Origin of the sequence: Jeotgalicoccus sp. FSL K6-3177 (genome assembly GCF_038050175.1) — a bacterium.
GTDB lineage: Bacteria > Bacillota > Bacilli > Staphylococcales > Salinicoccaceae > Jeotgalicoccus > Jeotgalicoccus nanhaiensis.
Genome location: NZ_JBBOSK010000001.1, coordinates 1851999 through 1872669, shown reverse-complemented (window position 1 = coordinate 1872669; position 20671 = coordinate 1851999). Strand labels below are relative to the sequence as shown.

22 protein-coding genes are annotated in these 20671 nt (G+C 42.5%); 18 read left to right on the top strand and 4 right to left on the bottom strand.

What is annotated here, in order from left to right; genetic code table 11:
* Positions 1 to 11: 11 nt before the first annotated feature.
* Positions 12 to 161, top strand: coding sequence for a 50S ribosomal protein L33 (rpmG, locus tag MHH58_RS09495; RefSeq protein WP_035811226.1), 150 nt, complete (start codon positions 12 to 14; stop codon positions 159 to 161).
* Between the two features lie 108 nt (positions 162 to 269).
* Complete coding sequence (locus MHH58_RS09490) at positions 270 to 1142, top strand: bifunctional 5,10-methylenetetrahydrofolate dehydrogenase/5,10-methenyltetrahydrofolate cyclohydrolase (protein WP_135099204.1); 873 nt, start codon at positions 270 to 272, stop codon at positions 1140 to 1142.
* 2 nt (positions 1143 to 1144) lie between these two features.
* Here the strand turns inward: MHH58_RS09490 and MHH58_RS09485 are convergent, their stop codons facing one another.
* Positions 1145 to 1531 carry a YolD-like family protein gene (locus MHH58_RS09485; RefSeq protein WP_135099206.1) on the bottom strand — a complete coding sequence of 129 codons (387 nt, stop codon included), beginning with the start codon at positions 1529 to 1531 and terminating at the stop codon, positions 1145 to 1147.
* A 116-nt stretch (positions 1532 to 1647) separates the two neighbouring features.
* On the opposite strand from MHH58_RS09485, the gene MHH58_RS09480 reads away from it, so the two are divergent.
* Together MHH58_RS09480 and MHH58_RS09475 are read left to right on the top strand one after the other, a co-directional pair.
* A complete protein-coding gene (locus tag MHH58_RS09480; protein ID WP_341345755.1) occupies positions 1648 to 1932 on the top strand; it encodes an alpha-amylase in 285 nt (94 codons plus the stop codon).
* Positions 1933 to 2168: 236 nt separating this feature from the next.
* Complete coding sequence (locus MHH58_RS09475; RefSeq protein WP_341345754.1) at positions 2169 to 3143, top strand: nuclease-related domain-containing protein; 975 nt, start codon at positions 2169 to 2171, stop codon at positions 3141 to 3143.
* 17 nt (positions 3144 to 3160) lie between these two features.
* On the opposite strand, the gene MHH58_RS09470 is transcribed toward MHH58_RS09475, so the two are convergent.
* Complete coding sequence (locus tag MHH58_RS09470; protein WP_341345753.1) at positions 3161 to 3286, bottom strand: hypothetical protein; 126 nt, start codon at positions 3284 to 3286, stop codon at positions 3161 to 3163.
* A gap of 62 nt (positions 3287 to 3348) precedes the next feature.
* Positions 3349 to 4275, bottom strand: a complete 927-nt coding sequence (locus tag MHH58_RS09465) for a manganese-dependent inorganic pyrophosphatase (protein ID WP_341345752.1) — start codon at positions 4273 to 4275, stop codon at positions 3349 to 3351.
* 187 nt (positions 4276 to 4462) lie between these two features.
* Between MHH58_RS09465 and MHH58_RS09460 the strand changes: the two genes are divergently transcribed.
* The 13 genes from MHH58_RS09460 (at position 4463) to gatB (ending at position 19081) form a co-directional block, all read left to right on the top strand.
* Complete coding sequence (locus MHH58_RS09460; protein WP_135099214.1) at positions 4463 to 5914, top strand: nicotinate phosphoribosyltransferase; 1452 nt, start codon at positions 4463 to 4465, stop codon at positions 5912 to 5914.
* A 6-nt stretch (positions 5915 to 5920) separates the two neighbouring features.
* Positions 5921 to 6739, top strand: a complete 819-nt coding sequence (gene nadE, locus MHH58_RS09455; RefSeq protein WP_135099216.1) for an ammonia-dependent NAD(+) synthetase — start codon at positions 5921 to 5923, stop codon at positions 6737 to 6739.
* Between the two features lie 25 nt (positions 6740 to 6764).
* A complete protein-coding gene (locus MHH58_RS09450) occupies positions 6765 to 7421 on the top strand; it encodes a DUF2179 domain-containing protein (protein ID WP_115885445.1) in 657 nt (218 codons plus the stop codon).
* Positions 7384 to 7596 carry an NETI motif-containing protein gene (locus tag MHH58_RS09445; RefSeq protein ID WP_135099218.1) on the top strand — a complete coding sequence of 71 codons (213 nt, stop codon included), beginning with the start codon at positions 7384 to 7386 and terminating at the stop codon, positions 7594 to 7596. The genes MHH58_RS09450 and MHH58_RS09445 overlap by 38 nt, the downstream gene beginning before the upstream one ends.
* Entirely contained in the window at positions 7593 to 8888 is a 1296-nt protein-coding gene (purB, locus tag MHH58_RS09440) for an adenylosuccinate lyase (RefSeq protein ID WP_135099220.1), read from the top strand. Before MHH58_RS09445 ends, purB begins: the two co-directional genes overlap by 4 nt.
* A 1-nt stretch (position 8889) precedes the next feature.
* Complete coding sequence (locus MHH58_RS09435) at positions 8890 to 9567, top strand: M15 family metallopeptidase (protein ID WP_135099221.1); 678 nt, start codon at positions 8890 to 8892, stop codon at positions 9565 to 9567.
* Positions 9568 to 9740: 173 nt separating this feature from the next.
* The gene (locus tag MHH58_RS09430) at positions 9741 to 10406 is read left to right on the top strand and encodes a heptaprenylglyceryl phosphate synthase (protein ID WP_135099223.1); all 666 of its coding nucleotides are present in this window, start codon (positions 9741 to 9743) and stop codon (positions 10404 to 10406) included.
* Between the two features lie 18 nt (positions 10407 to 10424).
* Positions 10425 to 12593 carry a DNA helicase PcrA gene (gene pcrA / locus MHH58_RS09425; RefSeq protein ID WP_341345751.1) on the top strand — a complete coding sequence of 723 codons (2169 nt, stop codon included), beginning with the start codon at positions 10425 to 10427 and terminating at the stop codon, positions 12591 to 12593.
* Between the two features lie 5 nt (positions 12594 to 12598).
* Positions 12599 to 14569, top strand: coding sequence for an NAD-dependent DNA ligase LigA (ligA, locus tag MHH58_RS09420; protein ID WP_341345750.1), 1971 nt, complete (start codon positions 12599 to 12601; stop codon positions 14567 to 14569).
* A 3-nt stretch (positions 14570 to 14572) separates the two neighbouring features.
* A complete protein-coding gene (locus MHH58_RS09415; RefSeq protein WP_341345749.1) occupies positions 14573 to 15781 on the top strand; it encodes a CamS family sex pheromone protein in 1209 nt (402 codons plus the stop codon).
* A gap of 71 nt (positions 15782 to 15852) precedes the next feature.
* Positions 15853 to 16155, top strand: a complete 303-nt coding sequence (gene gatC, locus MHH58_RS09410; RefSeq protein WP_341345748.1) for an Asp-tRNA(Asn)/Glu-tRNA(Gln) amidotransferase subunit GatC — start codon at positions 15853 to 15855, stop codon at positions 16153 to 16155.
* Positions 16156 to 16170: 15 nt separating this feature from the next.
* Positions 16171 to 17649 (top strand): Asp-tRNA(Asn)/Glu-tRNA(Gln) amidotransferase subunit GatA, encoded by a 1479-nt coding sequence (gatA, locus tag MHH58_RS09405; RefSeq protein ID WP_341345747.1) that lies wholly within the window; start codon positions 16171 to 16173, stop codon positions 17647 to 17649.
* Between the two features lies 1 nt (position 17650).
* Positions 17651 to 19081 carry an Asp-tRNA(Asn)/Glu-tRNA(Gln) amidotransferase subunit GatB gene (gene gatB, locus MHH58_RS09400; protein ID WP_341345746.1) on the top strand — a complete coding sequence of 477 codons (1431 nt, stop codon included), beginning with the start codon at positions 17651 to 17653 and terminating at the stop codon, positions 19079 to 19081.
* A gap of 191 nt (positions 19082 to 19272) precedes the next feature.
* Here the strand turns inward: gatB and MHH58_RS09395 are convergent, their stop codons facing one another.
* Entirely contained in the window at positions 19273 to 20025 is a 753-nt protein-coding gene (locus MHH58_RS09395) for a hypothetical protein (RefSeq protein ID WP_135099237.1), read from the bottom strand.
* Between the two features lie 121 nt (positions 20026 to 20146).
* On the opposite strand from MHH58_RS09395, the gene MHH58_RS09390 reads away from it, so the two are divergent.
* Positions 20147 to 20653, top strand: coding sequence for a GrpB family protein (locus tag MHH58_RS09390; RefSeq protein ID WP_135099239.1), 507 nt, complete (start codon positions 20147 to 20149; stop codon positions 20651 to 20653).
* The last annotated feature ends 18 nt before the right edge of the window (positions 20654 to 20671 follow it).

The following is a 20671-nucleotide window of genomic DNA, read 5'->3' as shown; positions in this document are numbered from 1 at the left end:
AGGCGACAGAAATGAGAGTAATCGTTACATTAGCTTGTACAGAATGCGGAGACCGCAACTACAGCACTAAGAAAAACAAAAGAAACAATCCAGAGCGTATCGAAATGATGAAATTCTGCCCTAGATTGAACAAGTACACACTTCACCGTGAAACTAAATAATTTCTTATAGCTATCATCTTTGGATGATAGCTTTTTTTTATATTTGTTTTAAATATGGTACAATTATCGATGGGTAATTAACCAGAAAAAGTAAGGGGAGTGCTTTTAATGACAGTAATTATGGACGGAAAAAAAGTAGCAGCACACTTATCTGAGGAAATTAAACAGGCACTGGAAGTTTCTGAAGAACACGGTATTAAACCTAAAGTTGCATTTGTCAGAATCGGAGACTTATCAGATTCAATTTCCTATGAGAATGCTGCGGTAAAACGTTTTGAGAAACTTGGGATGGAAACAGCCCAGTACCATTTTCCGGAAGATGTTTCGACAAAAGTATTTTTAACTAAATTCAGAGAAATAAATGAAGACTACGCAATTCACGGTATTCTGCTGCTGCAGCCGCTGCCAAAACATATTCCTATGAAACGCGTTGCTGAAATTATGAACTCGTTTAAAGATATCGACGGTATGAAAGCATCAAATCTCGGCAAAGTACTGACAAACGATCCGGATCGCCTGGAACCGTGTACACCAGCAGCAGTTATGAATATGCTCGATTATTATGAAGTTGATTTAAAAGGCAAGAACGTTACAGTTGTTGGTGCAAGCGCAGTGGTCGGAAAACCTTTATCATTATTAATGATGAACAGGGAAGCAACGGTAACAACCTGCAACCTTTACACTGACAATCTTGTTGAAAAATGTAAAAATGCTGATGTGATTGTCAGCGCGGCCGGTGCAATTAACCTGATTGATGAGGAGCACGTTAAAGACGGCGCCATCGTTATCGATGTCGGTATTAACTTTACAGAAGATGGCAAGATGGTCGGAGATGTAAACTATGAAGCTGTAAAAGACAAAGCCTCATTCATTACACCGGTACCGGGGGGAATTGGTGCCATTACAACGACAGTCCTCGCATATCATCTTGTGAAAGCAACAGAACATCAGAAAGAGCCGGTATTATTCTTAGAAAAATAAGATTAGCCCGCGGGTAATATAAATATATCCAATATATCGATAAACGGCACGAAAATGAAGTCTTCAGTATCGTAAATTTGACCAATGAGCATCATGCTCCATTGGTCTATTTTTATAATATGAAGAGAAATACTGAAGCGGCCTCCGTCGTAATAGTAGTCGACTCTTACCGGCAGCCTTTCTTTCACTGCATATTTCAGAATGTGTTCAATCTCATCCAGCCGGTCATCCGACAATACAGGACGTTTGATTTTCGACTGGCTGTCCATCAGTCTGCCGACATTTTCAAACTGTTCGGGCATAGTTGCAAACGGCGCCCACTTAACCATACCGCGCCCCTCGGGTATATCACCTTGTGAATTTTCAGAAGGATAGCTGCGGAACTTCATAACAAATCCCTTCTTTCCTGACTCTTAGTTTTTATTATACGAACATACGTTCGATTTTTCAAGCTGCAGATTTATGGTAAGTTAAAGAGGATATAAAAAGTAAGTGAGGAAATCAGATGAGAAAGAAAATAGTATGGGGGATTATTACAGTAATTGTACTTGCTGTACTGCTGCTCCCGTTAGTAGATAAAACAAGCGGCACAACACGCGTTATTGTCGATCATACGAATAAGGAAATCGTCGCTCCATCGTGTTACGATCAGGCCGATCTGACAAACTGGATAGATGAAATGTCATTCGGCAATGCATTGAACGAACTGGAATATGACATCAGGGATGAATGTTCTAAAAAATATCTGCAGGAAGGCAAAACGAGCGTGCTGATGAGAATATTAGAATAGATTTGTGGGAGACACCGGGACTGGGAAGGTTCCGGTTTTTTTGTTGTCAAAAATGTTTGGGAGACCTCAGTTTAAGGAGAGTTTTTCCGTTAGGATAAAATGTAAAAAGTAGGTATGTTTGTGTAAAAAGTAAACCAGTTTTGCTATTTTTGTGTTTAAGTAACTTTTTTAAAAGAAAAACGGCTTTTTCGCCTATATATAGGGTAGAAGGATCTTTTTTAAAAGGAGGAAATTATATGTATTTAAACAGCAGAAACACACCGCCGGTTCTTTTGCATTATCGGGCATTGAGCAGGAGGATGGTTTTGGGTTCGGAAGATAAGATTAAGATGAAAATGGCTGAACGTGGTTATGAAGGAGAAACTTTATATGATGAAATATTTAATTCAGTCGGACATGAACATGTATACATTTTTAGAGATGTTTATCTGAAAATAGAAAACTCCCTGGCACAGTACGACAGTATTATAGTTAGTGACAGTGGTGCAGTTGTGAATGAAATTAAAAATTATTGCGGTGACTACCGGTATGAGAAGGGACAGTGGTTCAACGGTTCACGTCGATTATCGGATGACGGAATTACGCAGATAACCCGAGCGGTAAATAAACTGTTGAAACTCAGTGAAGGCAGAGGACCGGCATTTGATGTAAGCGGGAAAGTTGTTTTTCCGAATGATGACTTCAGAATGACAACGGATGACGATAAGGTATGGGGGAAAATTGTGGTGCGTTCCAACTTGAAAAAATATTTCCGGAGTTTCCGGTATGGAAATATTGGTGCAAGGGCAGAAGCAATTGTAAAGCTAATCGAGAACAACATCGGTGAAAATATGTATTTTAAAACGCAGACTGATATAGACAGACTACGTAAAGGGCTGTACTGCGGAAAATGTGGAGAATTTAATCTTTTGAAAGCTCGTTACCATCGTCAGTGTGGAAGCTGCGGCGCAAAAGAGTCGAATGAAACCCATATGCTTCGTGTAATGAGTGATTATAAATATTTGTTTTATGGAGAAAGTATGACGAAAAAAAGATTGATGACATTAATTGGTGATGATTTACATCCAGAAGTCGTTAGGAGAGCATTTGCGAAGTATTGCTATAAAAACAGGAAAGGAAAAAGTACAGAGTATACTTTTAAATATCACGATTTTAACGAGGCAATGAAATACCTTGACTATACTTCGAAATATAAGAATTATAGAGAATGATTTTTATATTGTAGTGTCTAAGTGTTGTCGTTTGAAGGGACGACGACGTTTACCCGAGTCTGGATGTTGTCGTTTGAGGAGACGACGACGTTTACCCGAGTCTGGATGTTGTCGTTTGAAGAGACGACGACGTTTACTAGCACCACCCCTCCCCAAATATACAAAAAACCCGCCACCAGGGCGGGTTTCATTCATCCATTTATTATTATAAATCAGATAATGCTTTTGTAATGTTAGGCACGACTTGTTTTTTGCGTGAGACAACGCCTTCCAGGACTGCTGTATTTTGATCCAGTGCAACATCAAATGCGCGTTCGACCGAAGAGAATTCAGGGCCTAAGGCAAGTACTTTTGAGTTGGAGTTCAAAATGTCTGTCACGATGAGCGTGAACAGGTCGTAGCCATCGCGTTCGATTTCTTCGTTAATGGCGATTTCGAGTTCTTCGCGGCGTGAGAATACTTCGTCTACGTCAACGACGTTAACCTGCGCAATTCGCACGCTCTTTTCACCGATGTCGAATGTTTTCGCATCGCCTGTAATTAACTGACGTGCTGTTTTATCGGCAGTTGATGCACCGGCTTTCAGCATTTCAAGGCCGTATTCTTCCAGGTCAACGCCCGCAATGTCTTTAAGTTCAGATGCTGCATCGATGTCTTCTTCTGTCGTTGTCGGTGATTTGAACAGAAGCGTATCCGAAATAATGGCAGACAGCATTAAGCCTGCTGATTCTTTCGAGATTGTTAAGTTATTTTCTTTGTAAACTTTGTTCAGAATTGTCGCTGTACAGCCGACCGGCTCAGCTCGGTAGTAGAGCGGGCCTTCTGTTTCAAAGTTTGCGATTCTGTGATGGTCGTATACTTTTGTCACCGTTGCGTTTTCAATGCCGGGAGCGGATTGTTGTTTTTCATTGTGGTCGACTAAAATAACTTCCTCGCCTGCACCGACTTCATTTAATAAAGCAGGCGCTTCCACACCGAAGTGTTCTAGTGCGTATGCAGTTTCACTGCTTATTTCACCCAAGCGGTACGGTGCTGCGTCGTTGCCGAGCTGAGTTTCAATGTCAGCAGCTACAAGTGCTGATGTGATTGTATCTGTATCAGGATTTTGGTGACCGAATATTTTTTGTGTCATTACTGTCTGTCTCCTTTTTCTTTGTACTAAAAATATATATGATTACATTTTAACATTACTGCTTTTATCTATCCATATCTTAGTTTTTAAAGTCAGTATATAATAGTGCATTCAAAGTGCTCATACAATAAGTTTATATGATAAAATTAAAGCAAATATAATTGTTAAATGCACAGGAGATGGATGTATGTATCAGTATCAGGACGACAGCTTCATGCTGCACACGGATTTATATCAGATCAACATGGCAAAAACGTATTTTGAACAAGGTATACATGAACGTCAGACAATTTTCGACGTGTATTTCCGGAAGATGCCTTTTGAAAACGGCTATGCGGTATTTGCCGGCTTAACACATATTATCGATTATCTGCAGCACCTGCACTTTTCAGACAGCGACATCGAATATTTAAGTACGCTCGGTTACAGTGATGAATTTTTAAATTATTTAAAAACAGTCCGTTTTACGGGGACGCTCCGTTCAATGGCTGAAGGAGAGACTGTATTTAATAATGAACCTCTCGTGCAGGTTGAGGCGACGCTTGTCGAAGCTCAGCTGATTGAAACAGCGCTGCTTAATATCGTTAACTTTCAGACGCTGATTGCAACAAAAGCAAGCCGGATCAGACAGCTTGTACCAGACGACAATTTAATGGAATTCGGCACGCGCCGCGCTCACGAATTCGATGCCGCTTTATGGGGGGCACGCGCCGCTGTTATCGGCGGGTTTGATGGAACGAGTAATGTCCGGGCAGCGAAATTATTCGGCTTGAAACCGAGCGGGACACATGCTCACGCAATGGTGCAGGCATACGGAAATGATTACGATGCCTTTAAAGCATATGCAGAAACACATACTGATTGTGTATTTTTAGTAGACACCTTCGACACGCTGAAATCAGGCATACCGACTGCTATTAAAGTGGCAGATGAGTTCGGCAGCAGAATTAACTTTAAAGGAATCAGAATTGACTCCGGCGATATTGCATATTTAACGAAACAGGCTCGCAAGATGCTCGACGATGCGGGCTATACAGATGTGCAGATCATCGTTTCGAACGACCTCGACGAAGTGACAATTTTATCTTTAATGTCACAGGGTGCCAGAGTCGACGGCTGGGGAATCGGTACGAAACTGATTACGGCTTATGATAATCCGGCGCTCGGCGCGGTCTACAAACTTGCAGCGATTCAGGATGAAGCAGGCGAATGGCAGAACCGGATAAAAATTTCCGGCAATGTCGAAAAAACGACGACACCCGGCAAGAAGAAAGTTTACCGTATCATCAATAAGGAAACAGGAATGTCAGAAGGAGATTATATTGCACTTCACGATGAAGTCCTTAATCCTGAAGAGCCGCTGTTAATGTTCCACCCGGTGCATACGATGAAACGGAAATTGGTTAAATCGTTTGAGCCTGTTGAACTGCTTCAGGATATTTTTATCGACGGCAAGGTTGTTTACACTTCTCCGTCTGTCGATGAAATGCAGGAAAACTGCCGGCAGAGCCTCGATACAATCTGGGAAGAAACGAAACGTTTCTTAAACCCGCAGGAATATCCGGTGGATTTATCGGCTGAATTATGGAATGTCAAAAATAATCTCATAGAAGAACTTTCAAATAATATATTGGAGTGATTTGCTATGGATAAACTGCAGCAGCACATAATAGAGGAACTGCACGTTAAACCGGAGATCGACCCGGCAGCGGAAACCCGCGAAATAATTAATTTTTTAAAAGACTACGTTAAAAAATACAGTTTTATAAAAAGTTTTGTACTCGGCATATCAGGCGGTCAGGATTCTACCCTGCTCGGCAAAATTGCACAGCTGGCGACTGATGAGTTGAACGAAGATGGGCACAGTATTAAATTTTACGGAGTGCGCCTGCCTTACGGTGAACAGCGCGATGAAGATGATGCGCGCGATGCGATGGAATTTATCAGCCCGAGTGTTGAAACAACAGTCAATATTAAAGAAGCTGTTGATGCAGGTGTTAAGGCGCTGGCCGACAGCGGCTACGAATTGAGCGATTTTGTGGAAGGAAACGAGAAGGCCCGTGAGCGCATGAAAGTGCAGTACGCTATCGCAGCCCATACCGGCGGTGTGGTGCTCGGAACTGATCATGCGGCGGAGGCACTGACAGGATTTTACACGAAACACGGCGACGGCGCAGCTGATCTTGCGCCGCTGACCGGCCTCAACAAACGCCAGGGACGCGACATTCTGAAATATCTTGGCGCAGCAGCTCATCTGTACGAAAAAATTCCGACAGCAGATCTCGAAGATGATAAACCGCTCTTAAGCGATGAAGAAGCACTAGGCGTGACCTATGATCATATCGATGATTTCTTAGAAGGAAAAACAGTGCCTGATGAAGCATATGACAGAATTAAAACCTTATATTACCAGTCACAGCACAAACGCGATTTACCTTATAATCGCTATAATTTACCAGTTTAAAAAAGAAAGAAGGATAGATTAAATTATGCTTCAGGCAATTTCAGATAATCCCATGCTGATGATATTAGTTATATTCGTAATTAATATTATCTACGTTACATTTTTAACGATGCGGACCATAATGACCTTGAAAGGTTACCGCTTCGTCGCGGCTGCCTTCAGTATTTTGGAAACATTTGTTTACGTCATCGGCCTCGGGCTGGTGCTCGACAACCTGGATCGTCCTCAGAATATTGTCGCTTACGCGCTCGGATTTGGTGTCGGGATACTGGTCGGCACGAAAATCGAAGAAAAGCTGGCGCTCGGCTACACTGTAGTTAATGTGACTGCGGCGAAAAAAGACATCGATCTGCCGAACGACCTGCGCAATTTAGGCTACGGAGTAACGCACAGTCATCAGTACGGGCGTGACGGCCAGCGTACGGTAATGCAGATTTTAACTCCGAGAAAATATGAACGGAAACTGATCGAAACAATTATAGAGCTCGATGACAGGGCGTTTATCATTTCGCACGAACCGAAAAATATTCACGGCGGCTTCTGGACAAAAGGGCTCAGCAGACGCAAGATGAGCAATTACCAGCCGGAAAATGTTGAAGAAGTACTTGAAGAAGTATATGAAGCACAGGAGCAGGGTGAGGTTCATGACACAGCACAAAAAACCGAAAAAAAAGAAATTTAAAGTAGAAAAAGACGGGTCGCTTACGGATGTGCTGGCGGCGATGAAAGCCGAAGGCTACCAGCCGGTAAGAAGATTCGAACAGCCCGTTTTCAAAGAAGAAAACGGCGAGATTACCGTCTCGCATCAGGAGATTATGTTTGAAGGCAAATTAATGAATGAGGATGAGCCAAAATGATAAGCAGATATTCAAGAGAAGAAATGACGAAGATTTGGACAGAAAAAAACAGATTTGATGCGTGGCTGGAAGTTGAAATTCTTGCATCAGAAGCATGGGCGGAGCTCGGTGTCATTCCAAAGGATGAAGTTAAAAACATCCGTCCCAATGCCCGTATTGATGTGGACCGCATTAAAGAAATCGAAGCGGAAACGCGTCACGATGTTGTGGCGTTTACCCGCCAGATTTCGGAAACTTTAGGAGAAGAAAAGAAATGGGTTCACTACGGTCTGACGTCTACTGACGTTGTCGACACTGCCCAGAGCTACATATTGAAACAGGCAAACGAAATTATTGAGCAGGATTTAAATAACTTTATCGAGATATTAGCTGATAAGGCGCGCGAACATAAACATACACTCATGATGGGACGCACGCACGGCGTGCATGCGGAGCCGACATCTTTCGGTATTAAGATGGCTCTGTGGCATCAGGAAATGGTGCGGAATCTGAAACGTTTTAAAGATGTCCGCGAAGAAATTGAAGTCGGTAAAATGAGCGGCGCGGTCGGCACCTTTGCCAACATTCCGCCGGAAGTTGAAGGATACGTTTGTAAACACCTCGGCCTGACGCCTGCACCGGTATCGACTCAGACGCTGCAGCGCGATCGTCATGCTCACTACATAGCGGTGCTGGCACTGATTGCAACATCAGTTGAGAAGTTTGCTGTAGAAGTGAGACACTTGCAGAAAACAGAAACACGCGAGGTGGAAGAAGCATTTGCGAAAGGCCAAAAAGGGTCAAGTGCCATGCCTCATAAACGCAACCCGATTGGCAGTGAAAATGTGACGGGAATTGCCCGCGTCATCCGCGGCTATATTTCAACTGCCTACGAAAATGTACCTCTGTGGCATGAACGTGATATTTCGCATTCATCTGCAGAAAGAATTATGCTGCCGGACGTAACGATTGCATTGAATTACATGCTGAACCGCTTTGGCAGAATTATGAAAAACCTGACGGTGTTCCCTGAAAATATGAAGGCCAACATCGACAAAACTTTCGGTCTTGTATACTCTCAGCAGATTATGCTGACGTTAATTGACAAGGGACTGTCACGCGAAGAAGCTTACGACTTAGTTCAGCCGAAAGCCATGGAATCATGGGAAACTAAAGTACCTCTGAGAGAGCTTGCTGGAAAAGATGAGCGTATTCAGGAAGTGCTGACGGCAGAAGAGCTGGATGAGTGCTTTAATGAAAACCACCATCTGAGCCGTGTCGATACTATATTTAAACGTGCAGGTTTGGAATAAGATGAAAGTATCAAGATTATTAATCACAGTACTCATGGCATTTTTGCTGACAGCATGCAGCAGCGGCGCACCGGAGGAAATCGAAGCGGCGGGATATACGAAAGCCTATGAACCGCTGACCTTCACCAATCTGGACATTCCGGTTAACATTGAAGTCGTCGACGGTGTGACTTACGCAGACGGCGTGTTAATAGTAAACAAGGAAATACCGCTGCCTGAGGATTACAATCCTGAAATGCAGCCTGAAGTAATTGAGGCTTACACGCAAATGTTTGAAGATGCCGAGGCAGAAGGACTTTATTTTGAACTGGTAAGCGGTTTTAGAAGCTACGACTACCAGGCAGAATTGTATAACAGCTATGTGGCGCGGGACGGCAAAGAAGCAGCAGACCAGTACAGCGCAGAACCGGGACATTCCGAGCACCAGACAGGACTTGCTATCGATGTCGGTTCTTATGACAGTGCGGTGCTGCTCCAGACGTCTTTTGAATATACGCCCGAATTTCAGTGGCTGAAAGATGTGGCACATGAATACGGCTTTATTATCCGTTACATGAAAGGCAAAGAAGATATTACCGGTTATATGTACGAGCCGTGGCACTTAAGGTATGTCGGAGATAAAGCGCCCGCTATATATGAAAGCGGCCTGACACTTGAAGAATACTTCGATCTGGTTTAAATAACATATCAGCCCGTATGCAAGCTTTCCGAGGGAGAGCCGGCGTACGGGTTTCTTTATATTCACTTTAAAATTATCTTTTAAAGCTTATACTTCCATCCTCCTCCTTTAATGTTTTTTGGAGGTTAAAAATGATATAATCATCTTATGAATTTTATAAAGGATATGGTCTTATGACGCGACATGCAAAGCATATATTTAAACTGGATCCGGCTAAAGAAATCAGCGGCAGCACACTCGAAAAAATTGTGAACTCCGGCACGGATCTGCTGCTGGTCAGCGGTACTGATAACGTCACTGAAAAAAATGTTTCAGAGCTGCTCAGGCGCATAAGAAACTATAACGTTCCTGCAGCACTTGAAATCCCTCATCCCGATGCTGCTGTTCCGGGTTTTGATCATTATTTTGTGCCGACGGTAATTAATACGGATGATGTCACTTTTACACACGGCATGCTGGTGCGTGCACTGATGGAGTATCATGACTTTATCGATTACGACAGTATTTCACTCCTGCCTTATATTATAATGAACGAGGACTGCAAAGCGTTTAAACATGCAAACTGCCATACTGTGAATGACGAAGAATTTATCGCGATGATTCATATGCTCGATAAGTTATACAAAATGGATTACATATATATAGAGTACAGCGGCGTCTTCGGCGACCGGGAGCTGGTTAAAGAAGCGTATGAAGCAGCGGAAAACGCAAGCATCGTTTACGGCGGCGGCATCGTCTCAAAAGATACGGCGACAGAGATGGACAGCGTCAGCGATATAATGGTTGTCGGCAATATTATTTACGACGATGCTCGGCAAGCATTAGAAACTATCATTTAATAAACTGGAGTTTTTATAATGGATTTATCTACGATGAATAAAGAACAACTGGAAGCAATTAAAACGACGGAAGGCCCGCTCTTAATTATGGCAGGTGCGGGAAGCGGTAAAACGCGCGTGCTGACTCACCGGGTTTCTTATCTGCTCGATGAAAAGCAGGTGCCTTCCTACAATATACTGGCAATTACATTTACGAACAAAGCCGCTAAAGAAATGCGCGAACGTGTCGATAAATTAATTGAAGAAGATGCATCAAAGATGTGGATTTCTACATTCCACGCAATGTGTGTACGGATATTAAGGCGTGATATCAGCTATCTCGGCTATGACACGAGTTTTTCTATTCTGGATCCGCTCGATCAGCAGTCGGTCGTCAGAGATATTTTAAAAACGCGCAACCTGGATACAAAGCAGCATAATCCGAGAAGCATTCTCTCAGTTATTTCAAACTATAAAAATCAGCTCATCAAACCGGAACAGGCTATTTCAGAAGCAGGCGGTTTTCAGGATGAGCTTTACAGTGAGATTTACAAAGATTATCAGGAAATTCTTTACCGTAACAGTTCTCTCGATTTTGATGATTTAATTATGCTCACAATTGAACTGTTTCACAAGGAGCCGAACGTGCTGAATTATTATCAGACACGTTTTCAGTATGTTCACGTGGACGAGTATCAGGATACAAACCACGCTCAGTATCAGCTTGTCCAGATGCTGGCTGCTAAATACCGGAACATCTGCGTCGTCGGCGACTCGGACCAGTCGATTTATAAATTCCGCGGCGCGGACATCCAGAATATATTAAATTTTGAAGAAGATTATCCGGAAGCAAAAGTTATCAAATTGGAAGAAAACTATCGTTCGACGAAAACGATACTGGATGCGGCGAACGCCGTGATCGATAACAACACAGAGCGCAAACCGAAAAACCTGCGAAGCAATAAAGGTGACGGCGTAAAAATTGATGTGAATGTATCGTTCAGTGAACGTGAGGAAGGGCAGCGGGTCGTCCAGAAAGTGCAAGAGCTTTCTGAAAAGTATTCTTACGGCGAGATGGCTGTACTGTACCGTGCGAATGCCCAGTCGCGTGCGGTTGAGGATGCTTTTGTCAAATCGAGTATTCCGTATAAAATGGTCGGCGGAACGAAGTTCTACAGCAGAATGGAAATTAAAGACCTGATGAGCTACTTAAAAGTCATTCAGAATCCTTTTGACGATATAAGCTTCCAGCGTATTATCAACGTTCCAAAAAGAGGAATCGGCACGAAGACAATCGATAAGCTTCGGGCCCATGCAGAACAATTAAATTCAAGCATATACGATGCCATCCGCGATGCGGACTTCCTGGGTATTCCGGCGAAAACTGTAGGGAAATTGATGTCACTCCTTCAGGTGCTGGATAATTTAAAAGAAAAATCGAAGTATCTGACAATGACGGAACTCGTTGATGAAGTGCTGGCTGATACAGGCTACCATGATATGCTGAGTTCCGATAAAACACTGGAGGCCAGAAGCCGGCTTGAAAACCTCGAGGAATTCAAGACAGTAACAAAAGAATTCGATAATGACAATCCTGTTGCGGATGATAATTTATTTAACTTCCTGAGTGATATGGCCCTTGTATCCGATCAGGACGGCATGGATGATACCGCCGGTGTAACAATGATGACAATGCATGCCTCAAAAGGACTTGAGTTTAAAGTGATCTTTATCGTCGGTCTCGAAGAAGGCATCTTCCCATCGCGCCGCGTGCAGTTCGATGATCAGGAACTGGAAGAGGAAAGACGGCTGATGTACGTGGCCCTGACGCGCGCAATGGAACATTTAATCTTGTCGCGTGCGGAATCACGCATGCTTTACGGTAAAACTGAGAGTAATATGATGAGCCGCTTTCTGAGTGAAATACCGGAGGAACTGCTGGAATCGTCAAGCGCCTTTTCAAACAGTATGCCAGGCGGCAGCGGCTCATCTTTTTCACGCGGACCGAAAAAACGCTCGCGTATTATAAACACAAACACAGGCACTAATTTTAATGTTGGCGATAAGGTTTCCCACAAAGCATTCGGAGAAGGTATTGTTTCCCAGGTTAAAGGAGAAGGGGACAATACGGAACTCGATATTGTCTTTAAAACTGCAGGACCGAAAAGATTGCTTGCCAACTATGCGCCGCTTGAAAAAAAGGACTGATATAAATGAAAGAAAGAATTCGCGAATTACAAAAGCTGCTCACGCGCTATAATTACGAATATCATGTCGAGGACAATCCGTCGATTCCGGATTCGGAGTACGACAAGCTGCTTCATGAACTGATCGAACTGGAAGAAAAGTATCCGGAATACAAAACGGACACATCGCCGACGGTGAGAGTCGGCGGTGAAATACTGAGCGGTTTTGAAAAAGTTGAACACAGCTCGCCGATGCTGAGTCTCGGAAATGCTTTTAATGAAGAAGACTTAAGAGCGTTTGATCAGCGTGTCAAAAATAACGCCGGCGAGGTTACATATATGTGTGAACTTAAAATTGACGGGCTCGCAGTGTCGCTGACTTATGAAGAAGGACGCTTCACCCGCGGCGCCACCCGCGGCGACGGAACGGTCGGAGAAAATATTACAGAAAATCTGCGAACAATTCATGCGATCCCGCTGACTGTGGATTCGGATTTAACTTTTGAAGTGCGCGGCGAGGCCTACATGCCGAAACGCTCATTTATAAATCTGAACGAAAAGAGAGCTGAAGAAGGAAAACAGGAATTCCAGAACCCGCGAAATGCAGCGGCAGGCTCTTTGAGACAGCTGGATCCGAAGCTTGCGGCAGCACGTAATTTATCGGTTTTCTTATATAGTGTTACATCTCCGGAAGCACTCGATGCCGAAAGCCAGAGTGGCGCTCTCGACAAACTCGATGAACTGAGTTTTAAAACAAATAAAGAGCGCAGGCTGATGACAAGTATTGATGAAGTCATTGAGTATGTTGATTACTGGACGACGCACCGCTCGGAACTCGCTTATGAAATAGACGGTATCGTCATTAAAGTAAATGACCTCGCTACTCAGGAAGAGCTCGGCTATACAGTGAAATCACCGCGCTGGGCAATTGCGTATAAATTTCCGGCGGAGGAAGTGGTGACGGAAATACTCGATATTGAACTGACAGTGGGACGTACCGGTGTTATTACGCCGACAGCGATACTGGAGCCGGTAAAAGTAGCAGGTACGACAGTTGGACGTGCATCACTGCATAACCATGAACTGATAGAAGAACGGGATATCCGTATCGGTGACAAGGTTGTTATTCGAAAAGCGGGAGATATTATTCCGGAAGTGGTTAAATCTTTAAAAGAAGAACGCACGGATCAGGCAGTGTACGAAGCACCGACAACTTGCCCGTCATGCGGTCACGACACAGTACATTTAGAAGATGAAGTAGCAATTCGCTGTATTAATCCGGCGTGCCCGGCACAGCTCACAGAAGGTATCATCCACTTCGTTTCCCGCGGAGCCATGAATATTGACGGTCTCGGAGAGAAAGTAGTGCGCCAGCTGTTTGATGCGGAGTTAATTACAGATGTTTCTGATTTGTACAAACTTCAGTATGATGATTTAATCGGACTTGAACGCATGGGAGATAAAAAAGTAACCAATCTGCTGAACGCAATTGAAGCATCGAAAACAGCGCCGTTGAGTAAGCTGCTGTTCGGTCTCGGCATACGTTTTCTCGGCTCAAAAGCTTCAAGACTGATTGCAGAAGAATACGGTTCGATGGAAAAAGTCCTGAATGCAACGAAAGAACAATTGATTGAAATACCGGAAATCGGTGATAAAATCGCGGATTCAATCGTGACATATACACAGAATGAAGATTTTATCGAGCTTGTAAATAAGCTTGAGACAGCGGGACTTAATCTTACAGAGGAAAAAGAAGAGCTGTCCGGAACCGTGTTTGACGGGATGACATTTGTGTTAACCGGCAAGCTGGTTGAAATGACCCGGGGTGAAGCCAAAGGAAGTATTGAATCTTACGGGGGCAAAGTAACGGGCAGTGTGTCTAAAAATACAGATGTAGTTGTGGCGGGGGAAGACGCCGGCAGCAAGCTTGAAAAAGCGAATGAACTTGGTGTTACCGTATGGAATGAAAGAGAATTTATTGAGAAATTGGGGCAATGAGTTATGAAGTTTAAATCGATATTACTCACAGGTGCAGCCTTGCTGCTCCTTGCAGCCTGCGATGGTGCCAATGAAGCAGAAATCACTGAACAGATGGGTGATTCATCGCTCGACAATGAAGTGTCGAACGTGCAGATTGAGGAGCAGGATGACACGCTTACTTCAAGCAGTGAAGAATTTTACCGTTCTGTTGTACCGTATGAACTGTCGCCGGCCCGCGGGCTGTCGAGTGCCAATTTAGTATCTTCATATAATGTTGAAGAATTTGAAAAAGGACTTTTTTCCATTAGCCAGAATGTGTTTCCTACAAATGAATATATATTCCGCGAAGGACAGATTATTTCAGAAGAAATGATCAGAGGCTATTTAAGCCGTCAATACACGAATGAAGAGCTGGAGAATATGGATGATGAAGAATTGCTCAGTACGAATGCCTTCAGCAATCTCGGACTGAATCCTTCGACCAACGGCGAAACAGATCCGGAAGTTATCGCGGAAGAAGCGCCGCTTTATCTGTCCCATATACTCGAACAAAATTACATGACAGAGGATGATGAAGGCAATCTTTCATTTGACGGCATCACTATCGGTCTCGCCATGAACAGTATTCATTATTATCAGACAGAAGAGTACGGACAGACACAGGAACGTGCATTGGATCTTGAGACGGTAGAAGAAAAAGGCGAGGAAATGGCAGCGGAAATTTTAACGCGCATCCGTGCCAATGATCAGTACGCCGATAAAGAAATTGTCTTTGCAATTTTCATTCAGTCGGGTGATACGGATATTGTGCCCGGGAACTTTGTATCAGAGGCTGTTGTAGCACCGGGTGAAAATACGATTGAGTCATTTACAGATATCGATGTACAGAACTTACTGCTGCCGTCGAGCGAAGCTGCGGAAATTTCTGAAGAGGCGAACAGCGAATACCAAAACTTCAACAGGGATTTATCGTCTTATTTTGAGAGCTTTACCACTTCTGTCGGCAGAGGGAAATTCAGAGATGGCACCCTCGATACGCTGACAGTCGAAATACCGATTGAATATAACAGCCGCGGTGAAATGATTGGGATGTCTCAGTTCGTTAGAGACCTCGTGAACGAACATTTCCCAGGTACGGATATCGAAGTGGAAATTAAAGATAAAGCGCAGGTTTACAGTGTGATCACACGTAAAGGCGACAGTGAAGCGAATCTTTATATATTTGAATAAGTAAGCACATGGAAAAGTGCCCCGGTTTTTGGTAAACTTTAAATGTTGTATTTATAGAAGGAGGATCATTCATGGAAGAATTAGATTTAAAGAAAATTCAGCGTGTGGCTGAGTTATCTAAGATAGAAATTAAAGATGAAGAAGAACTTAAAAATTTATCGACAAAAATTAAAAGTATTGTTGCGCACTCGGAGCGCTTGAATGACTTGGATTTATCGGATGTAGAACCGATGACACATGCAATGCAGCTGCAGCAGGAAACTTCAGACTCACTGCGTAAAGATAAGGCGGGGGAACCTGTTTCACAGGAAGAAGCGCTCAGCAACACAGAATTTACAGAAGAAGGACAATTCAAAGTACCTAGAATGATTTAAGGAGGGTTAATAATCGTGAATATAAATGAATTAACAGTAGAAGAACTATACAGTAAAATTCACAGTAAAGAGATCAAACCTTCTGAAGTAGTAGGTGCTCTTTTTGACAGAATCGAAAAATATGACGGCACAATCAAGTCGTTTATTACTTTAACTAAAGAACAGGCATTGGAAACGGCAGCGGAACTCGACCGTCTTCAGGAAGAAGATAAGATGGAGGGTGCGCTGTTTGGTATTCCTGCTGGAATTAAAGATAATATCGTTACCAAAGATATTTTAACCACATGCGCAAGCCGCATGCTGCATAACTTTAAACCGATCTATGATGCTACAGTAATGACTAAGCTTAAAAATGAAAATTCTATCCTGATGGGTAAACTTAATATGGATGAATTTGCAATGGGATCAACGTCGGAGACATCTTACTTCCAGACGACTAGAAATCCTTGGAACTTAGAATGCTCACCAGGCGGTTCATCAGGCGGTTCGGCTGCAGCAGTAGCAGCAGGATTCGTTCCTTATGCGCTCGGTACTGACACGGGCGGTTCAGTAAGACAGCCTGCGTCTTTCTGCGGTATCGTCGGTATGAAACCGACTTACGGAAGAGTATCACGTTTTGGTCTTGTCGCATTCGCATCGTCTCTTGATCAGATTGGACCGATGACACGTACAGTACGTGACAACGCTAAAGTGCTTGAACTGATTTCAGGCGAGGACAGCAGCAATGATATGACAAGTGCCAGAAACCAGGATGCTGATTTCTTAAGCGGTATCGAAAAAGATATCAAAGGCATGAAACTTGCACTGCCTAAAGAATTCCTCGGCGACGATGTTGATGAATCTGTAACTGAAGCAGTATTAAAAGCTAAAGAACGTTTTGAATCTTTAGGAGCGATTGTTGAAGAAGTGGAAATGCCGAATCTTCAATATGTGGTAAGTTCTTATTACTTAATCGCTTCAAGTGAAGCCAGTGCCAACCTTGCGCGCTTCGACGGAATCCGTTTCGGCTACCGTTCAGAAAATGCGAATACACTGGAAGAACTATATAAAAAATCACGCGGAGAAGGATTCGGTGATGAAGTAAAACGCCGTATCTTACTTGGAACATACGTATTAAGTGCAGGTCACTACGATGATTATTACTTAAAAGCGCAAAAACTCCGCCGTTTAGTATCTGACGATGTGCAGAGAATTTTAGCGGATTACGATTTAATTATCGGGCCGACAACGACAACACCTGCACATAAATATGATGAAGTTAAAATCGAAGGTACGAAAGAATATAAAAATGATATTTTAACAATTCCTGCGAATCTTGTAGGAGTGCCTTCTTTAAGCATTCCATGCGGAGTTACAGAAGACAACAGACCTATCGGCATGCAGCTGATCGGCAACCACTTCGAAGAACGTAAAATCTATAATGCAGCGTATCAGTTTGAAACAGTATACAACCTGCATGAAGAACTTAAAAATCTAACGATGGGGGCGGAGTAATATGCATTTTGAAACAGTTATCGGACTTGAAGTTCACGTTGAATTAAAAACAAATTCAAAAATATTTTCTAATGCCCCTCTGCATTACGGACATGAACCGAACACGAATCTTTCTGTAGTGGAACTCGGCTACCCGGGTACACTGCCGGTGCTGAACGAAACCGCAGTAGAATACGGTATGAAAGCTGCGATGGCATTAAACATGCAGATTGCAGAAGATACGAAGTTCGACAGAAAGAACTATTACTATCCGGATAATCCGAAAGCATATCAGATTTCACAATTTGATAAACCGATCGGAGAACACGGTTCACTGGATATCGAAATCGACGGTGAGAAGAAAACAATCGGTATTACACGTCTTCACCTTGAAGAAGATGCCGGTAAATCAACTCATAAAGAAGACTATTCATTAGTCGATTTAAACCGTCAGGGAACAGCTTTAGTGGAAATCGTTTCAGAACCGGATATCAGAACACCTGAAGAGGCGTATAAATATCTTGAGAAAATCAAATCGATTATCCAGTACACAGGCGTGTCCGATGTGAAGATGGAAGAAGGATCACTGAGATGTGATGCTAATATTTCAATCAGACCTGTCGGCCAAAAAGAATTCGGTACAAAAACTGAACTTAAAAACTTAAACTCATTTAACTTTGTCAGAAAAGGTCTTGAGCATGAAGTGAAACGCCAAGAGCAGGTGCTGTTATCAGGCGGTGTAATCGAACAGGAAACACGACGCTACGATGAAAAAACAGGTGAAACAGTGCTGATGCGTGTTAAAGAGGGCGCGGATGATTACCGTTACTTCCCGGAACCTGATTTAATGCATCTGCATATCGACGATGAATGGAAAGAACGCGTACGTGCAAGCATTCCGACATTGCCGGATGAACTTCGCGAGAAGTACATTAATGAATATGATCTGCCTGTATACGACGCTGAAATTCTGACGATGAGAAAAGAAATGTCCGACTTCTTCAGTGACATGGTTGAAACTCATAAAGCAGACCCTAAACTGGCTTCAAACTGGCTAATGGGCAACGTTAATGAGTATCTCAACAAAAATAACACTGAACTCGATGATACAGGATTAACTGCCGAAAACTTAACAGGCATGATTAATATTATCGAAGACGGTACAATTTCAAGCAAGCAGGCGAAGAAAGTATTCTCCGTGCTGATTGAAAAAGGCGGCACAGCGAAACAGGTAGCGAAAGATCTTGGCATGGAACAGATCTCAGACCCTGCAGTGCTGACAGATATGGTAACAGAAGTACTCGATGCCAACGACCAGTCAGTCGAAGACTACAAAAATGGTAAAGACCGTGCAATAGGCTTCTTAGTTGGACAGATTATGAAAAAATCAAAAGGACAGGCTAACCCTAAAATGGTTAACCAGATCCTTCTTGAAGAAATTAATAAGAGATAAAGTATATGTAACTAAAAATCGCACCTGTAATTCCATTTTGGAGGCAGGTGCGATTTTTTTGGATGCCGCCGGGCTACTGTGGATTTGACAATGGCGCGGTGCGGCGTCTAGTGCACCACTGTGACTTCGACAATGACGGGATAAAAGAAAATAAAAAAGGAACCGGGAATTTTTCCGGTTCCTTTTTAAAATTATTGCAGCAGATAATTTGTAATATTGCTGATCATTTCATCTTCCAGTGCAGGATTAATCTGTTCGTTATCGTAATCGTAAGGATTTTCTGTTATCTCATCCTGATTATCGATATAAAAATAATCATTTTCTAAGAAGTACTCAGCATCGTTCTCAAGTTCAGCTTGTAAGTTTTCATGTTCATGGGCATTGGGATTCCCAAGTATAATCACTGTTTTGCCAGTGTTATACAGGTCCATATATGCATCAGTTAAATTTCTTAAGTTTCTTTCCGGCAGGACTTCATCGTTATAATCTGCAATCTGCAGTGCATCGATAATAACGACATCACTGTTTTCATTAACTGTCAGCTCATTCATCGCAGTTGTATTGGCCGGCAAATCGATCTGGTTAAGCTGAACTGTATTTGAACCGAACTGCTGGTTTAAACGTTCCGCAAAGTCTCCGCTGTAGTGTGCCGGAAGCAGTACATCGATAATAAGCTGCTCATTGCTGCTCACGCGTTCGTCATATTTTTCCTGAATAGCTGTTTCGTTGAATACTAAACCATTTGTACTATCAGCCGGTTCTTCTTCGCTGCTGTCTTCCTGTGATGTGCTGTCTGATTCCTGCTGTCCGTTTTCGTCATCTTCTGTATTACCGGCAGTGTCTTCAGTGGATTCATCCGTAGAGATTGACCCGGTATGCATGAAGTTGAAATATATTCCGGCAGCAAACAATAAAAATAGTATAATCACTAAAGCTTTTTTCATGGTATCTCCTCAAATAATAATATCTGAAAGCATTACATATGATATAATGTTGGCAACATAATACTTTTAAATATTATTATACATGAATTGCGGAAGTAAGACATTATTTTAGGATGATTGTATGAGTATAAATAAGTTAAATATAAATATTAAAGATAAATATATAGCACAGGCTTTTGAAATTTTAAACTTTTTCAAATCCATTATTATTGAAGTTCATCATATCGGTTCATCAAAGTTCACTCAAATTCCTCATAACTGCGATATGGATATTCTTTTTATCGTTAAATCATATGATGACGTGCGGAATCTTGCAGATATTTTAATTGCTGAAGGATATGTTCATGTCACTCAATTCTCTAATTACTTCAAAGATGATATGGTGATGAGAAAAGTCGTCGACGGACAGAATATAAATATGATTTTTATGAGCAGTGCAAGCTATAAGAAAAACGATATATTAATATGCACAGAGCATATGCTGATGAAAGGCGAGTACTTCACTCATTATAAAAAATTAAAAAAATCACTTCTTAAAAATGAAGTGACTGAAGCCGAATACGATGAACGTAAATATCGTCTCTTTCAAATGATTAAGGAAGAAAGAGATCATTTGACGAGCGTATAATTTCATATGTAGAGGAGA

What these genes read in the sequence shown, in the direction of transcription:
- MHH58_RS09460 (WP_135099214.1), top strand. Translation starts at nt 4,463, where the DNA reads ATGTATCAGTATCAGGACGACAGCTTCATGCTGCACACGGATTTATAT.
- MHH58_RS09435 (WP_135099221.1), top strand. Translation starts at nt 8,890, where the DNA reads ATGAAAGTATCAAGATTATTAATCACAGTACTCATGGCATTTTTGCTG.
- rpmG (WP_035811226.1), top strand. Translation starts at nt 12, where the DNA reads ATGAGAGTAATCGTTACATTAGCTTGTACAGAATGCGGAGACCGCAAC.
- purB (WP_135099220.1), top strand. Translation starts at nt 7,593, where the DNA reads ATGATAAGCAGATATTCAAGAGAAGAAATGACGAAGATTTGGACAGAA.
- MHH58_RS09490 (WP_135099204.1), top strand. Translation starts at nt 270, where the DNA reads ATGACAGTAATTATGGACGGAAAAAAAGTAGCAGCACACTTATCTGAG.
- MHH58_RS09480 (WP_341345755.1), top strand. Translation starts at nt 1,648, where the DNA reads ATGAGAAAGAAAATAGTATGGGGGATTATTACAGTAATTGTACTTGCT.
- gatB (WP_341345746.1), top strand. Translation starts at nt 17,651, where the DNA reads ATGCATTTTGAAACAGTTATCGGACTTGAAGTTCACGTTGAATTAAAA.
- MHH58_RS09395 (WP_135099237.1), bottom strand. Translation starts at nt 20,025, where the DNA reads ATGAAAAAAGCTTTAGTGATTATACTATTTTTATTGTTTGCTGCCGGA.
- MHH58_RS09445 (WP_135099218.1), top strand. Translation starts at nt 7,384, where the DNA reads ATGACACAGCACAAAAAACCGAAAAAAAAGAAATTTAAAGTAGAAAAA.
- gatC (WP_341345748.1), top strand. Translation starts at nt 15,853, where the DNA reads ATGGAAGAATTAGATTTAAAGAAAATTCAGCGTGTGGCTGAGTTATCT.
- MHH58_RS09450 (WP_115885445.1), top strand. Translation starts at nt 6,765, where the DNA reads ATGCTTCAGGCAATTTCAGATAATCCCATGCTGATGATATTAGTTATA.
- MHH58_RS09415 (WP_341345749.1), top strand. Translation starts at nt 14,573, where the DNA reads ATGAAGTTTAAATCGATATTACTCACAGGTGCAGCCTTGCTGCTCCTT.
- MHH58_RS09430 (WP_135099223.1), top strand. Translation starts at nt 9,741, where the DNA reads ATGACGCGACATGCAAAGCATATATTTAAACTGGATCCGGCTAAAGAA.
- nadE (WP_135099216.1), top strand. Translation starts at nt 5,921, where the DNA reads ATGGATAAACTGCAGCAGCACATAATAGAGGAACTGCACGTTAAACCG.
- MHH58_RS09390 (WP_135099239.1), top strand. Translation starts at nt 20,147, where the DNA reads ATGAGTATAAATAAGTTAAATATAAATATTAAAGATAAATATATAGCA.
- ligA (WP_341345750.1), top strand. Translation starts at nt 12,599, where the DNA reads ATGAAAGAAAGAATTCGCGAATTACAAAAGCTGCTCACGCGCTATAAT.
- MHH58_RS09485 (WP_135099206.1), bottom strand. Translation starts at nt 1,531, where the DNA reads ATGAAGTTCCGCAGCTATCCTTCTGAAAATTCACAAGGTGATATACCC.
- MHH58_RS09475 (WP_341345754.1), top strand. Translation starts at nt 2,169, where the DNA reads ATGTATTTAAACAGCAGAAACACACCGCCGGTTCTTTTGCATTATCGG.
- pcrA (WP_341345751.1), top strand. Translation starts at nt 10,425, where the DNA reads ATGGATTTATCTACGATGAATAAAGAACAACTGGAAGCAATTAAAACG.
- MHH58_RS09465 (WP_341345752.1), bottom strand. Translation starts at nt 4,275, where the DNA reads ATGACACAAAAAATATTCGGTCACCAAAATCCTGATACAGATACAATC.